Here is a 13881-nt window from a genome sequence, read left to right on the forward strand (position 1 = left end):
TCCTCAGGCCGAACGCTGGATCAGCGATTTAAGGCGCGCCAGCCTGGGCGCCACGATCGGCACCGTCAGCATGGTGCTGGCCACCGCCATCAGCAGCAGGGCGGTGAAGGTTTCACTGGTGATGATCTTCTTGTCGAGCAGGATGTTGGCGAAAATGATCATGATCAGTGCCTTGGTCTGCAGCAGCCAGCCAATGATGCTCGCTTCGCCTGGCGCCCATTTGAGTATCCTGCCGGCGACGTGAACACCGATCAGCTTGCCGGCCACGGAAACAACGAGCAGCAGCGCGGCGGCGATGAAGACAGCGGCCCCCCCGACATCCCAGTTGGTGCGCAGGCCGGTGGACAGGAAGAAAACCGGCATGATGACCAGCAACACGTGGTGACGTAGCAGATCCATTTTTTCCTGATCGAACCACACCGCCTCCATGCTCGCGCCGGCTAGGAAGGCGCCGACCATGAAATGCAGCCCGGCCCAGTCGGCGCCGAAGGAAACCACGGCCAGCCAGATCAGCGCGGCATACCAGCGGTCGCTCTCGCCAAGGCGCGACATCAGCTTGTGGAACAGCCAGGCGGTGATGGCAAAGGTGAGCAGGAAGGCACCTTGCCGGCCAATGCGTTCCCAATCCATCAGGATCAATGCCAGCACACCCCAGATCGCAATATCGTCGAGGCTGGCGTAGCGCAGGATGCGCTGGCCGATGGGCTGACGCAGGACTTCGAGCTTTTCCATGAGCAGGATGAGGATGGGCAAGGCGGTCACCGCGCAGGCCATGCCGACGCCGACGACGAACTGCCAGGTCAGCGCCTTCGGCCCCATCCATCCGTCAAAACCGAGCATCAGCGCCGCCGCCGCGCAGCCGAAAAGCAGCGGTGTGCCCAAGGCCAGGCCGGCCGTGATGCCGCTTTCCCGGCGATGTGCCCAGGCCTTCTTGAGGTCGAGTTCAACGCCGGCAATCATCACGAACAACATGACTGCCCACCAGGCAATGCCGTTCAGCGACTGGACGACCGTCGGGTTGAAGACAAACTGGTAGTACTCCGGGAAGACCCGGCCAAGAATGCCCGGCCCGAGCAGGATGCCGGTGATGATCTGGACCACCACCAGCGGCGCGAAATAGTCAGTCTTGCCGAGGCGCCAGATCAGGTAGGGCGCCGTGAAGATGATCGTCATCGCGATCAGGAAAACTTCGGTCGTGTTCATTTGAGTTTTTCGAGAGAAAACCAGGTCTGAGCCGCCGCCGCCGCCTGCCGCTTGTAGATCGCTGCCAGCAGGTCGGTCTGGGTCAGCACCCCGGCCAGCCGCTGGCGCTGGTCGACGACCGGGATGATGCTTGGGTGTTCGTCAGCAAGCAGCGAGACGGCCACTTCACCGAGCGGCGTATCGGTCTGCACCTTCATGAAACGTTCGCTCATGATCTGGCCGACCACCTCGGGCTTGTCCGAGTAAATGGATGGCGTCTTTCGCAGCAGCCGGCGGATGTTGTCACCGATCCCCTGGACGCCATCCGGCTCGACATGGCGGAGAAAGTTTTCCAGCGTCAGCACGCCGATCACCCGTTGCCCGGCATCGATCACCGGTACGCCGTGCAGGTGCCGGGTCTGCAGCAGGGCCCATGCCTCGTTCAACTCGGTGCCGAAATTCACGCTGATCACATCGGTCGTCATGATGTCGGCGCAGACTCGCCGTTCATGGCGCCGGTGGGCATGGTTGGTGGCCAGATCATAGATTTGCACCAGATCTTCCTCGCTGATGTCGAGATAAGTATCGAGTTTCTCCAGCGCGTATTGAATATCTTCGTGACGAATGCTGCGGCGCACCGGCCGGTCCTTTTTGGCGACCTGCGTGGGTGGCAGACATTGCGGATAACGCCGGCCGGGAATCAGGTTATTGATGACCAGCACCGCCATCATCGCTGCCCCGACGTTGAGCAAGGCGGTCAGCAAGGAAGTTGAATGCTGCTGGGCGCTCAGCGCAAACACCACGGCCATGGCACCACCCGGCGGGTGGATGCAGCGCAGCCAGGCGGTCATCCAGATGGCCAGACCAAGCGCGACGCCGACTGCGAGGAAGGCCGGCGTGATCCATAGCCCGCAAAAATGCCCGATCAGTGCCGAGATGAACAAACCGCCAGCCAACGACCACGGCTGAGCCAGCGGGCTATGCGGCAGGGCGAAGAGAATGACCGAACTGGCCCCAAGCGGCGCCAGCAGATAGCTGATCCCTGGCCCGACCGGCAGCACCGTGAGAATGCCCTGCATCAGCAGAATACCGAGCAGGCCAGCCAGCGCGCTTAGCCAGCGTTCTCGCGGTGAAAGCGGCGCCGCATCGGCAATCAGGTAGCGCAGCGCAAACTGGTGCAGGTTTTTCATGGTCTTGGCACTCAGCCAAACAAGCGGCGCAGCAGCAGCCAGGGCAGACGCAGCACAAAACCAAGAAATAGCCGGGTATGCATCCAGGTCAGCAAGGTATTGTCGCGCAGGTAGCGGAAGTGCGAGACGCCGCCCTGATCGGCCCGGAAGTAGCGCACTGGCGCATCGATATTGACCGGTTTGACCCCGGCCCAGCACAGCCTGACCACGGCTTCGGGGTCAAAATCGAAACGACGCATGAAACGATTGGCCCGCATGATTTTCATCAACGGCTGGACGGGATAGACACGAAAGCCATAAAGCGAATCACCAATCCCCATCCACAAGGTTTCCAGATTGGCCCAGCCATTCGATACCTTGCGACCATTGACGCGCAGGGCCGGCGCATCGGCATCGAAGACCGGCTTGCCGAGCACCATGCTGGCCGGCTCTGCCTGAGAGGCGGCCATGAAAGCCGGGATCAGGTCGGCCGGGTGCTGGCCGTCGGAATCCATGGTCAGCACATGGCTGAAGCCAGCGGCGGCAGCGTTGGAGATGCCTTCGAGCACGGCCGCGCCCTTGCCCCGGTTTTCCGGCAGAACGATGACTTTCAGGCCGTCATTGGTCGCCGCCAGGGCCTGCAATTTTTCGGCGCTGCCATCGGTGCTGCCATCGACGACCACCCAGACCGGCGTCCATTGTGCCAAGGCGGCACGCACGGTATCGAGTACCTTGGGGCCGGGGTTGTAGCTGGGAATCAGGACGAGATGGGTTTTTGAAGCGGCGGGCATGACGAAATGGGTTCAGGCAGCGCAGGCTGCAGTCGATGGGGATTCCCGGCCTAATTCCGAACGGAAGTAGGTTTCGAGTTCATTGGTAAAAACCTGGAGATTGGCCTGCGGCGGAAAGCTGCGGCCAAGGCGGATACGGCAACGCAGCGGCAGGGAAGGGCGGCGGAACAGCGGCCAGGCCTTGCCGAGATAGGGTGTCGAGAATTCAATCAACAGCGTCTGAACCGGCGACTTGCTCCGACTGGCAATCAGGCCAACGCTTGGTGAGCAGGCATCGACCGGAAAATTCAGCGTACGCGAACCTTCCGGAAAAATGACCAGATGAGCGCCTTGTTCCAGAGCTTCGCGTGAATTGAGGATCATCTCGAGCCCCACGTCATTGCGGATATAACGCGCCAGCCGGGCAGCTGCACCGAACAGCAGGTTATCCATCAGCGAAGCCTTCATGACGCAGACCGCGTTGGGCAACCGGGAAACGATCATCACTGCATCGAGCAGGGAAGGATGGTTGGCCGCGACAATCAGCGGCCCTTTATCGCGCAGCAGGTCGATTTCTTTCAGGTCAAAGCGGCAGGCGCAGAACAGCGAAAGAAGGCGCAGATAAACGCGAAAGCCAAAGGAGATCATGGCACGCCCCAGGGGCTGGCCCAGACGTCGGGGCAGCAGGGGATTCAGGATTAGCGCACAAGGCAGCCAGAGCAGGCAAACCAGCGCCAGCCCGCCCAAACCAATGATCATGGCGACGTATTCGTAGGCCATCCACAACGGATTGCCTGCGCCGCAACGATCAGTCATCGGCCTGCACGCGGGTCGAGGACTCCCCAAGTATCCACGTGATGGCGATGCCGCCGGCAACATAGTTTTTTTGACGAACCAGCGGGCTGTCCTCGAAAGTCGAACCGCTCAGATTGTCGTAGCGCACAAATCCGCCGACCCAGTATTTCGGAAAACGCTTCGACAGGGCGACCAGATATTGCATGCCGGCATAGCCGGACTTCGCCTCATAGACCGGACGATCAGCCGTCGCATATTGCGGGGCGACCGAATAATAGTAGGCGTGCTGCCGCTTGTCGCCGAACAACGGGCCGGCCAGCATGCCGAGATTCCAGCCGCCCATGCCGGGAATGTCCGTGATGTCCATGTTCAGCTTGGGATGGAAGACCCAGCCGATATCCTTGGGCGAACCCTCAACCGTGAAAGCGGCCCGCAAGGGCAGCAGCAGCTTGACGAAACGGGCACGATTTTCTGAACGCCAGAAGGTAACGTCCATTTGTGGGCCGATCTCGAAGGTCGCCTCAAGATCCGGCATCCCGGCGCGGGCCCGGATGTCGTCGCTGCTACCGGGCGGCGAAAGCGCCATGCTCACCGTCAGGTCGAGGCGGTCCGAATCGAAGAAACTGCCGCGGATCCCATGTCGGTCAGCCTTGAAAAAGTCACCGTGATAGGTGAAATGCGGTACCGGCATCAGGAAGTTATTGGTTTGGTCGGAGCCGCGATAGGACGGAAAGCTGAAAGCCGCAACACCAGCCCCCAGCTCCCACAGCGGCTTGTCTTCAGCCGCCAGCGCACCGGAAACGACCAGCGTCATGCCGAGTGCTGACAGCGCACCGGTCCAGAACTTGTTCGACTTGGCCATCAACGATTCCCCAAGGTGTGCGAGGCCATCGCCTCGATTTCGAGCAACAAATCCTGCCGGCAGATATCCGCCTGCACATAGACGATTTCCGCCTGGCCGATCAGTGATGCCAGTGTCTCCCGGATCGCCGGGAAGTCACCGGCCTGACGCACGTAAACGCGATACGACAATTCACCCAGCTCGAACGGCTGCGAACGACACTGCCGCTTGGCTTCGGCCAGCACCGCCTCGATATTGGCCATCGCTTCCCGACACTGGCCGACCGCATCACCGGGATGCACGGTCTGGTGACCGACAATGCTGGCCGTGCCGGAAATAAACAGCAACTCCTGATCCGGCAAGTAGGCGAGGGCTGCCCGCGAAAATGTCGGGCTCCGCGGACCGTAGTCCGTCGGGTAGTTGTAGGCGCTGACCTGGCGAGGGTTTTCGACCGGCACAGCCGGCGTCTCGCCGGCCATGAAGGCGATGCTCAACGGCCCGCCAACCAGCCCGATCGCGCAAGCGGCCGGCACATTGCCGGTCGCGCCACGATGAAATTCGAGGAAGGCATCCTGGCGACCAATGTTGAACTGCCGATAGCGCTCCAGCCCCTGAGTATCCAGATTGATCTCGGCCAGGTAATTCCAGACCCGCCACAGATGCGGCACCTGCTCGGTATCCAGCAGACGGAATATACGGCGGTAGGCTTCTGCGCTGGCTGCCTGCAGCGATGAACAATCAGGCGAAGCCTTGAAATCGGCCTCGTCCAGTTCGATCACGCCAAACAGCAGCCCTCCCGCCTTGCGCCAGACAATGCCTTCGCAATGCCCCGACATGACAGGCATGTCGACCCGCCATGTCTCATGAACGACCGCTGAGGTTGCCCCGAGCAAAGGGGCAAAAATGCGCTGCACCGGCCAGACCGGGATGGCGCCATTGGGCGGTTCGCCAACCAGGGCACCACCAAGTTCGCCGCCGGTTTCACGTGAAACCACGGACTGTGAAGAAAGGAACTGAAGCACCACTATGCGTTGTAAACGACGGCGTCGTCGACCTTGCGAATGTTGAACTTGCGGCGTTTCCAGCCCATGAAGGCCTTCTTTGGCTGCGTGATGTTGGCGATGTAATAGAGCATTTTGAAGGCGAAGATCGACGACCAGATCGGTGTCTTGCCGAAAATGTCACCGGCCAGCATCGAAAGCACAGCTTCCTTGGCTCGGAACAGGTTGCGCGGCCCCATGAAGAATTCGCGCATGATCGGGTTGGTCACGCGGTAGATGAACCATGAGAATTCCTTCGGTCCATGCTTCATCAGCGCATCGAATTTCTTCAGCGCAGCCGGTGCCTTGGCCGGGGTTTTCAGGCAGGTATCGATGGCTTCGGCCGCGATCACCCCACTGTTCATGGCCAGCAGAACGCCCGAAGAGAACACCGGATCAATGAAGGCATAGGCATCGCCGAGCATCACGTAGTTGGTGCCGTGATTGCGCTCGGAGACATAGGAGAAGTTGCCGGTCGCCTCGATCTCGTTGATCAGCTTTGCATCCTTCAGACGCTCGGTCAGCTTTGGGCACTGGGCAAACCCATCGCGCAGGAACTGCTCGAGACTACGCTCGCCCTTGGTTTTCATGTAATACGGCCAGGTCACCATGCCGATACTGGTAATGTCGTTTTGCATCGGGATGAACCAGAACCAGCCATGTTCAAACCAGAAAATGGTGATGTTGCCTTCAGCCTGCCCCTCATGACGCTGGGCACCGGCGAAGTGACCGTAGATCGCCGAACTGTTGTGCTTGGGATTACGGTGCTTGATCTGGAAACGATTGGCCAGGAAAGTGTCGCGGCCTGAAGCATCGACGACGAAGCGGGCCTGCCATTCAATTTCCCGGCCATCGTCGGACACGGCACGGATGGCGGCCGTGTTGTCAGGCAGGAAATCGACCGCCTTCGCTTTACAGCCCTCATGAACCTCAACACCTTTTTTCTCGGCGTTGCGGATCAGGATGGTGTCGAATTGATCGCGCTTGACCTGGTAGGCGTAGGGCATGCTCTTGTCCCAGGCCTCGGCGAAGTTGAAGACCGACGACATGTCATGGTGCGGCGAAACAAACTCGGCGCCTGGCTTGAGCATGCCGATTGCCTTCACTTCCTCGGCGATACCCATCCGCTCGAACAGTGGCAGATTGGCCGGCAATAGCGATTCGCCGATGTGAAAACGCGGGTGGTGTGCCTTTTCCAGCATTACCACCTTGTAACCTTTTTCGGCCAACATCGGGGCAACCGTCGAACCGGCTGGCCCGCCGCCGATCACCAGAACATCGCACTGCCGACGCTCTACACCCTGTGCTTGCTGTTCCATCGTTGCTACCCTTTACTCATTCTCTGTGGCGGCGATCAGTATTCTTATTTGCCCTTGTAGGTCATGTAGCCGACGGTTTCGGAGTGACCGTCGATCTTGCTGACGCTTCCCTTGGTCCAATAGACGTAATACGGACCAAAGCTCGACCACCAGTAACGCCAGTACGGGCCATCCAGACGCTGATTCTCGTTGGTCTGCGGATGGCCGACCGAGATGATGACCTGTTCCTTCGTCATCCCCTTCATCAACTGACCCTTGGCAATCGCATTGCGCACGGCCGGGGAATACTTGGCCATTTTCACTTTCGGATCATCGAGCACGACCAACTTGTTAACCCATTGCTCGGTTGTTTCTTCGGCTCGACCATAATCGTGACCAAGGCGCATCGGCTTGCCATCCACCTCGACATAGGCACGGTAGCCATCAATTCTCAGCACCTTGATCGGTGTTCCTGCCGCAATGAATGGCAGCTGGGCCAGATTGGAATCACTGATCCAATCGCCGGAATAATGCAGGTTGCAGCACGCGTAACCACTACGAATACCGGTTTCCTTTTTGGCCTCGGCCACCGGCTTGCCTTCCTCCGGCTTTGTATCGCTCCCTTTGCAGGCAGAAAGCAAGGCGATCACGCAGAAGACAGCGCCAAGCACCGAAAAGCGGCTAAAAACGAATTTTTCCTTCATGACCGGTTTTCCCTTTTGCCCGCAACGAAAGACCGGCGATTATACCGCCGGCTGGGGTGCTGGCGGCGAGCAACAGCTGCTTCCTTCATAAACCAACGGGATAATGGCCTTCATCGCCTCGCGGCGCGACAGCTTCACCGGCGACATCGCAACAATGTTGTCGATCTGCAGATCGGTGGACAGTTGCGGCTTGAGTCCAACCGGCTGACGCGGGTGCAATTTGAATTCGCGCTTGGCCTTTTCCAACTGTTCCTTGTTCGAGCTGAAATAGCGAGCCGCCGCGATGGTTTCCGGCAGGTGCTTGAGAACGTGCCACAGGCTCCAGCGATGCGCCCACAGGCGCTTGGCGAAACGGTGACGATAGCCTTTGCTGTCGTAGAAGCGCTTGACGTGCCAGTTGTACAGCGCGTCCATTTCCTCCCGCGACTTGAAGCCTTCGGGCAGGTAGACAAAATTCAGGCAGTTCATCAGCCGCCAGTCTTCAATCATCTCGCCGCCGACACCGGCCGCGCATTCATCCCAGATCGGCGCGCCGTGTAGCGGGCTGAACTTGGTCATATTCATTTCGTCGAGATCCAGCGACAGAATGAAGTCGCTGGTCACCTTGACGGTTTCCGGCGTTTCACCCGGCATGCCGAAGATGAACAAGCCCTTCGCACGCAGGCCGGCGGCGTGGATCTGGCGAACGGTATCGCGCACCGCATCGAGCGTGACTCCGGCCTTGTGGCGTTCCATCATGCCCGGATCAGCCGACTCGATGCCCATCGACACCATCAATGCCCCGGCCTGCTTCAATTTGGCCAGCATTTCATCCGAGGTATGGCCGGTGCGAATGGCGCAGTTCCACTGGATGCCCAGCGGCTTTTCAATCAGTAACTCGCACAAGTCGAAAACCCGTTGCTTCTTGGCCGTGAACAGGTCGTCGTACATGTTGATGTGATAGACCCCGAAGTTGTCCCGCAGGTACTTCATGTGGTCGTAGGTGTATTGCGCCGAATTGGTCTTGTACAGACGTTCGAATACCGTCCGGTCACAGAAGGAACAGGTGTAAGGACAGCCGCGCGACGTGATCATCGTTGCGCCAAAGCGCTTTTCATAAGCGAACAACGGCAGATGATAAGCATGCGGAAAACCGGCCAGCTTTTCGTAGGCTGGGAAAGGCAGTTCGTCGAGATCAAGAATACGATCACGGCGCGGATTGACCACAATCCGGCCATTTTCATTGCGCCAGACCAGATTGCCAATTTCGTTCAGTGGCTTGCCATCAGCCAGATCGAGGAACGATCCTTCACCTTCGCCGATGACCAGATAGTCAATTTCCGGAAAGTGTTCGAGAATAGGCGCGCCGAGCGATGAAACATGGACGTTTCCGAAGACAATCCTGATCTCTGGGCGACGCTCGCGGATATAAGCGGCTATCTCGAAAGCATCCATGAACCCCGAGGTGGTCGCCGAAAAGCCGACCATTTCCGGATCGGTCGCCAGCACGATTTCAGCATTTTCGGCAATTGTCGGTGGCGCGTAAGGCCCCAGGCAATCATGCAGCTGAACGCTATGTCCAAATTTTTCCAGCCAGGAAGCCAGTTGCATGATGCCGATCGGCGGCATCCGGTTAGCCAGCACCGAAAAATCGGGTTGGCCGGGGACAAAATTGAAACCAGCAGGGTGGACAAGCGTAATGCGCATGAATCCTCCTCGGACGAAGTGGCTGGATTCTATTAGAAAAACCCGACCCGCTCAGGTTCCGGAAAAAGTATTACCAGAGTCTGAATCCATGCCGGAAAAACAGGATGATCACTACGTCAAGCATGGCCAGAAACAACTTTCTGATCAACCCGTTGATATTGGCGGCTAGCATCGCCATGGCTAGAACTGCCAGATTGGCCGTTACTTTGACCACATTGAAATTCTGATGCTGTGGTTTGACGTAACTGACTTGTAGCGAAGCGTTACTGATCAGCTTTGTTTTTCAGAATGTCCAAGTACTTGATCCAGGTCGAACGTTGTCTACAGCTTTTAATAATAACTATATGTAAACCTACTACTGATAATAACTCAGCAACAACTCTGTGGATAAGTAAAAATAAACAATTTAAATCATTGAGTTAAGTACCAGTAAACCACCTCGACAACCCACTGAATAGCCTGTGGATGAATTCCGGATAGTTTTGAGATATCCGGAAATAGACAAGTTGCCCACAATTGCTGGACAGCTTGTACACAGGGTTATGGACAGGCTAAATAATGCCTATTTTCCGATGCAGAATCGGCTGAAAATCACACCTAGAAGGTCATCAGCCGTGAATTCACCGGTGATTTCACCCAGAGACTGCTGGGCAAGCCGTAGTTCTTCGGCAAATAGTTCGAGTGCTGGCAAAGCACCTTCAACGACGTTTCGGGCTGCTGCGACATGCTCCTGAGCCGCAGATAGGGCCCTCAAATGACGTTCTCGGGCAATGAAAACATCTTCAGCCTGGTGCCAGCCGGCAATGCGCAGTAATTCCTGGCGTAATAGTTCTATGCCCTGATTGGCCTTGGCAGAGAGTGAAATGGCGGTGCCGTTAGCCTCATCATGGCGCTCGGCGGCCCGGTGAGTAAGATCAATCTTGTTATAAACGGTGATCCTTTGCAGACGATCCGGCAAACGGGCCAGAATTTCCCGGTCGGATTCGCTGACACCGGTTCTGGCATCGACCAGCAACAGGACAACATCGGAGCGTTCAATCTCCTTCCAGCTACGCTCGATGCCAATTTTTTCAACCTCGTCATCGGTCTCGCGCAAGCCAGCAGTATCGATGATGTGTAGCGGTATGCCCTCGATCTGGATGGTCGAGCGCAGGGCATCGCGGGTCGTGCCAGCAATCGGTGTGACGATGGCCAGATCATCTCCAGCCAGCCGGTTGAGCAGGGAGGATTTGCCGACGTTCGGTTGCCCAGCCAGCACGACATGAAGGCCGGATTGCAGCAGTTTGCCTTGCCCGGCCCGGTCGAAAATCTCGGCCAATTTCAATTGCAGGCGTTCCAGACGGCCAAAAGCGTTGGCGGCTTTCAGAAAGTCGATGTCCTCTTCCGGGAAATCCAGCGTGGCCTCGACCAACATGCGCAGGTTGATCAATTCATCATTGAGTTCGCCAATCGCCCGCGAGAACTCGCCCTGCAACGAACGGACGGCTGAACGGGCCGCGCTGGCGGTTGCCGCGTCGATCAGGTCGGCGACGGCTTCCGCCTGGGCCAGATCCATCTTGCCATTCAGAAAGGCGCGGCGGCTGAATTCACCGGGTTCGGCCAGTCTGGCCCCAAGATCCAGGCATCGGGCAAGCAGCATCTGCATGACCACCGGGCCGCCGTGGCCCTGCAGTTCGAGCACATCCTCGCCAGTGAAGGATTGCGGATTCGGGAAATAGAGCAGCAGGCCGGTATCGATGGTGCTGCCATCGGCTGCCTTGAAGTCTGCCAGCGAGGCATAGCGCGGCTTCGGTGTCTTTTCGGTCAGCGCAAAAGCAAAGGGCAGCAAATTGCTGCCCGAGATGCGGATCACGCCGACACCGCCACGGCCTGGGGCCGTAGCGATGGCAGCAATGGTGTCGGATTTCACACGTCAGGCCTTGGCGTCGTTCGCTGCCTTGCCACCGGCATCGATCAAGCGGGTAATCTGCCACTGCTGGGCAATCGACAATACGTTATTGACGACCCAGTAGAGCACCAGACCGGCCGGGAACCAGAAGAACATGAAACCGAAGATCAGCGGCATCATCATCATGACCTTGGCCTGGATCGGGTCCGGCGGGGTCGGGTTCAGCTTGGTCTGGACGAACATCGAAACCATCATGATGACCGGCAGGATGTAATACGGGTCGGCCGAGGCCAAGTCCTTGATCCACAGGATCCACGGTGCGCCGCGCATTTCGACAGCACCGAGCAGCACCCAGTAAAGTGCAATGAAAACCGGAATCTGGACCAGGATCGGCAGGCAGCCGCCAAGCGGATTGACCTTTTCAGTCTGGTACAGCTTCATCATTTCCTGGTTCAGGCGCTGCTTGTCGTCGCCGAAACGTTCCTTCAGCTGGGCAAGACGCGGTGTCAGCATCTTCATCTTGGCCATCGACTTGTAGGACGCAGCAGATAGCGGGAAGAAGACCGCCTTGATCATGATGGTCAGCACAACAATCGCCCAGCCCCAGTTGCCAACCAGCTTGTGGATGGCTTCCAGTGCCCAGAAGATCGGTGCGGCAACAACGGTCAACCAACCGTAGTCGACAACCAGATCGAGACCGGGAGCAACCTGTTTGAGCGCCGACTGCATCTGCGGACCGGCATACAGGCTGACCGATGCCTCGCCTTTGGCCCCTGGGGCAATTTCCGCCACCGGCACGATTACGCCGGCCTGGAAGACGTTGCTGCCCTCAACCTTGCGCATGTAGAACTCGCGCTGGGTCTTGTCCTTCGGTACCCAGGCCGACACGAAATAGTGCTGGACCATGGCCAGCCAGCCGTTATCGGCAGTCTTGGTGAATTTGGCCTTGTTGTCGGCAATATGTTCGAAAGTTACCTTCTGATACTTGTCGGCATCGGTAAATACGGCCGGACCGGTAAAGGTCGAAACCATCTTGGTTTCACCGGCAGGGGCCAAATCGTCGCGTTGCAGCTGATAGTAAGCATGCGGTGCAATGGCCTTGTCGCTGCCGTTGGCAACTTCCCAAGCAATGTCGATCAAATAGGAGCCACGCTTGAAGGTCAGGATCTTGGCGACCTTGATGCCATTCTGGTCGGCCGATTCGAGACGAACCTTCAGTTCATCCGTGCCGTCAGCCAGTTTCGTCGCACCGCCAACATGCTTGAAAGTTGTGCGGTGTGTTGGCAAACCTTCGCCGATCAGACCAGCCTGCGCCAGATACTGATGCTTGGCATCGAACAGGTCGAAATTCTTCTGAATGTCGTCGTGCTCTTTGTAATTGAGCAATTCGAGACTGACCAGATCGCCGCCTTGGGCAGAAATGGTTGCCTTCAGCAGATCGGTAGTGATCGAGAAGGTCTCGGCGGTAGACACTGGCGTGGCAACCGGCGGCGTACCGGGAGCAGCCTTGGCCTGCAAAGCGGCAGACGGCGTTGGTGCAGCACCAGAGACAGGCGCTGCAGCGACAGCATCTGCAGGCTTCGGCTGGTTGTACTTCTGCCAGTTTTCCCACAGCATGAAGCTGGAGAACGTGAAGATCAAAACCAGTATCAGGCGTCGAGTATCCATAACAGCCTACAAAAAAATTCTTGATTCAGGGTACAGGATCATACCCGCCGGGATGCCAAGGGTGACAGCGGCAGACGCGCTTGACGCCCAGCCAGCCACCCCGGAAGGCACCATGTTTTTGTACAGCATCCACCATATATTCCGAGCAAGTCGGAACATAACGGCAGCTACGCCCGAGAAACGGGCTAATTGCATACTGATAACCGCGAACCAGCGCGATCAACAAGTATTTCATTGTCCATCCCGCTTGTTGCGCGGTCGTTGCAGCTTGTCCAGCAGGGCAACGAAATCATCGGCGACTTGTTTGCGGTCGAGCGGCGCCGGCTTGCAGGCAAGCCTGACTACCAGGTCGACCGGCGGCAAGGCAGCCCGGCGTAAACGGAACTGCTCGCGGACGATACGTTTGACCAGGTTGCGGTCTACCGCTCGCTTGAGCAGTTTCTTGCCGACCACCAAGCCAAGTCGTGCCTCGGTGTTACTTTCGGGGCGTGGCTGATAGTGCAGCATCAGCAACTTGCCTCGAATTGCCTTTCTGAAACCAAAAACGGATGAGAACTCATCCGTTTTTGTCAGGCGATAGCGTCGGGCGAAGGTTTGTTCCACCTCGCCGAACGTCCGGTTTATACGGCCAGACGCGTGCGACCCTTGGCGCGGCGAGCAGCAATGACTGCACGGCCACCCTTGGTGCGCATACGAACCAAGAAGCCATGGGTGCGCTTGCGGCGCACGACCGACGGTTGATACGTGCGTTTCATGTTGTAATCCCTTGATGTGCGAAGAAAAACGCGTGATTACACCTTGTTTGATGGTGTTCTGTCAAGATCAATTATTTCGCAAAGC

The 13881-nt window shown here is 57.9% G+C and carries 15 protein-coding genes; 1 reads left to right on the forward strand and 14 read right to left on the reverse strand.

The window, feature by feature from the left end; all coding sequences use genetic code 11:
* Nucleotides 1–3 precede the first annotated feature (3 nt).
* From DARO_RS21340 to DARO_RS21380, 9 genes are read right to left on the reverse strand one after another with little or no spacing between them, the layout of a single operon-like run.
* Entirely contained in the window at nucleotides 4–1203 is a 1200-nt protein-coding gene (locus tag DARO_RS21340; protein ID WP_011289911.1) for a cation:proton antiporter domain-containing protein, read from the reverse strand.
* The gene (locus DARO_RS21345; RefSeq protein WP_011289912.1) at nucleotides 1200–2372 is read right to left on the reverse strand and encodes an HPP family protein; all 1173 of its coding nucleotides are present in this window, start codon (nucleotides 2370–2372) and stop codon (nucleotides 1200–1202) included. Before DARO_RS21345 ends, DARO_RS21340 begins: the two co-directional genes overlap by 4 nt.
* 11 nt (nucleotides 2373–2383) lie before the next feature.
* Nucleotides 2384–3142: a glycosyltransferase family 2 protein gene (locus DARO_RS21350; RefSeq protein WP_011289913.1), complete on the reverse strand. Its 759-nt coding sequence runs from the start codon at nucleotides 3140–3142 to the stop codon at nucleotides 2384–2386.
* Between the two features lie 12 nt (nucleotides 3143–3154).
* Nucleotides 3155–3937: a lysophospholipid acyltransferase family protein gene (locus DARO_RS21355; RefSeq protein WP_011289914.1), complete on the reverse strand. Its 783-nt coding sequence runs from the start codon at nucleotides 3935–3937 to the stop codon at nucleotides 3155–3157.
* Nucleotides 3930–4778: a MipA/OmpV family protein gene (locus DARO_RS21360; RefSeq protein WP_011289915.1), complete on the reverse strand. Its 849-nt coding sequence runs from the start codon at nucleotides 4776–4778 to the stop codon at nucleotides 3930–3932. Before DARO_RS21360 ends, DARO_RS21355 begins: the two co-directional genes overlap by 8 nt.
* Entirely contained in the window at nucleotides 4778–5752 is a 975-nt protein-coding gene (locus tag DARO_RS21365) for a chorismate transformation FkbO/Hyg5 family protein (RefSeq protein ID WP_497463014.1), read from the reverse strand. The genes DARO_RS21360 and DARO_RS21365 overlap by 1 nt, the downstream gene beginning before the upstream one ends.
* Nucleotides 5753–5781: 29 nt before the next feature.
* Complete coding sequence (locus tag DARO_RS21370; RefSeq protein ID WP_011289917.1) at nucleotides 5782–7116, reverse strand: tryptophan 7-halogenase; 1335 nt, start codon at nucleotides 7114–7116, stop codon at nucleotides 5782–5784.
* Nucleotides 7117–7160: 44 nt separating this feature from the next.
* Nucleotides 7161–7799, reverse strand: a complete 639-nt coding sequence (locus tag DARO_RS21375; protein WP_011289918.1) for a hypothetical protein — start codon at nucleotides 7797–7799, stop codon at nucleotides 7161–7163.
* Between the two features lie 39 nt (nucleotides 7800–7838).
* Nucleotides 7839–9485, reverse strand: coding sequence for a B12-binding domain-containing radical SAM protein (locus DARO_RS21380; protein ID WP_011289919.1), 1647 nt, complete (start codon nucleotides 9483–9485; stop codon nucleotides 7839–7841).
* On the opposite strand from DARO_RS21380, the gene DARO_RS22980 reads away from it, so the two are divergent.
* Complete coding sequence (locus DARO_RS22980) at nucleotides 9478–9654, forward strand: hypothetical protein (RefSeq protein ID WP_157037253.1); 177 nt, start codon at nucleotides 9478–9480, stop codon at nucleotides 9652–9654. The genes DARO_RS21380 and DARO_RS22980 overlap by 8 nt on opposite strands.
* A gap of 393 nt (nucleotides 9655–10047) precedes the next feature.
* Here DARO_RS22980 and mnmE read toward each other — a convergent pair whose 3' ends face one another.
* Genes mnmE through rpmH form a run of 5 tightly spaced genes read right to left on the reverse strand, consistent with a single transcriptional unit; the run spans nucleotide 10048 to nucleotide 13796 of the window.
* Entirely contained in the window at nucleotides 10048–11394 is a 1347-nt protein-coding gene (mnmE, locus tag DARO_RS22680; RefSeq protein WP_011289920.1) for a tRNA uridine-5-carboxymethylaminomethyl(34) synthesis GTPase MnmE, read from the reverse strand.
* Between the two features lie 3 nt (nucleotides 11395–11397).
* Nucleotides 11398–13041 carry a membrane protein insertase YidC gene (gene yidC, locus DARO_RS22685; protein ID WP_011289921.1) on the reverse strand — a complete coding sequence of 548 codons (1644 nt, stop codon included), beginning with the start codon at nucleotides 13039–13041 and terminating at the stop codon, nucleotides 11398–11400.
* 25 nt (nucleotides 13042–13066) lie between these two features.
* Nucleotides 13067–13276: a membrane protein insertion efficiency factor YidD gene (gene yidD, locus DARO_RS22605; protein WP_011289922.1), complete on the reverse strand. Its 210-nt coding sequence runs from the start codon at nucleotides 13274–13276 to the stop codon at nucleotides 13067–13069.
* A complete protein-coding gene (gene rnpA / locus DARO_RS21395) occupies nucleotides 13273–13644 on the reverse strand; it encodes a ribonuclease P protein component (protein WP_011289923.1) in 372 nt (123 codons plus the stop codon). Before rnpA ends, yidD begins: the two co-directional genes overlap by 4 nt.
* 17 nt (nucleotides 13645–13661) lie before the next feature.
* Complete coding sequence (gene rpmH / locus DARO_RS21400; RefSeq protein WP_011289924.1) at nucleotides 13662–13796, reverse strand: 50S ribosomal protein L34; 135 nt, start codon at nucleotides 13794–13796, stop codon at nucleotides 13662–13664.
* Nucleotides 13797–13881 lie beyond the last annotated feature (85 nt).

Source organism: Dechloromonas aromatica RCB (assembly GCF_000012425.1).

Coding starts and splice junctions, on each gene's coding strand:
- yidD (WP_011289922.1), bottom strand. CDS start 13,276: ATGAAATACTTGTTGATCGCGCTGGTTCGCGGTTATCAGTATGCAATT.
- DARO_RS21360 (WP_011289915.1), bottom strand. CDS start 4,778: ATGGCCAAGTCGAACAAGTTCTGGACCGGTGCGCTGTCAGCACTCGGC.
- DARO_RS21375 (WP_011289918.1), bottom strand. CDS start 7,799: ATGAAGGAAAAATTCGTTTTTAGCCGCTTTTCGGTGCTTGGCGCTGTC.
- rpmH (WP_011289924.1), bottom strand. CDS start 13,796: ATGAAACGCACGTATCAACCGTCGGTCGTGCGCCGCAAGCGCACCCAT.
- DARO_RS21340 (WP_011289911.1), bottom strand. CDS start 1,203: ATGAACACGACCGAAGTTTTCCTGATCGCGATGACGATCATCTTCACG.
- yidC (WP_011289921.1), bottom strand. CDS start 13,041: ATGGATACTCGACGCCTGATACTGGTTTTGATCTTCACGTTCTCCAGC.
- DARO_RS21355 (WP_011289914.1), bottom strand. CDS start 3,937: ATGACTGATCGTTGCGGCGCAGGCAATCCGTTGTGGATGGCCTACGAA.
- DARO_RS21370 (WP_011289917.1), bottom strand. CDS start 7,116: ATGGAACAGCAAGCACAGGGTGTAGAGCGTCGGCAGTGCGATGTTCTG.
- DARO_RS22980 (WP_157037253.1), top strand. CDS start 9,478: ATGCGCATGAATCCTCCTCGGACGAAGTGGCTGGATTCTATTAGAAAA.
- DARO_RS21350 (WP_011289913.1), bottom strand. CDS start 3,142: ATGCCCGCCGCTTCAAAAACCCATCTCGTCCTGATTCCCAGCTACAAC.
- DARO_RS21345 (WP_011289912.1), bottom strand. CDS start 2,372: ATGAAAAACCTGCACCAGTTTGCGCTGCGCTACCTGATTGCCGATGCG.
- DARO_RS21380 (WP_011289919.1), bottom strand. CDS start 9,485: ATGCGCATTACGCTTGTCCACCCTGCTGGTTTCAATTTTGTCCCCGGC.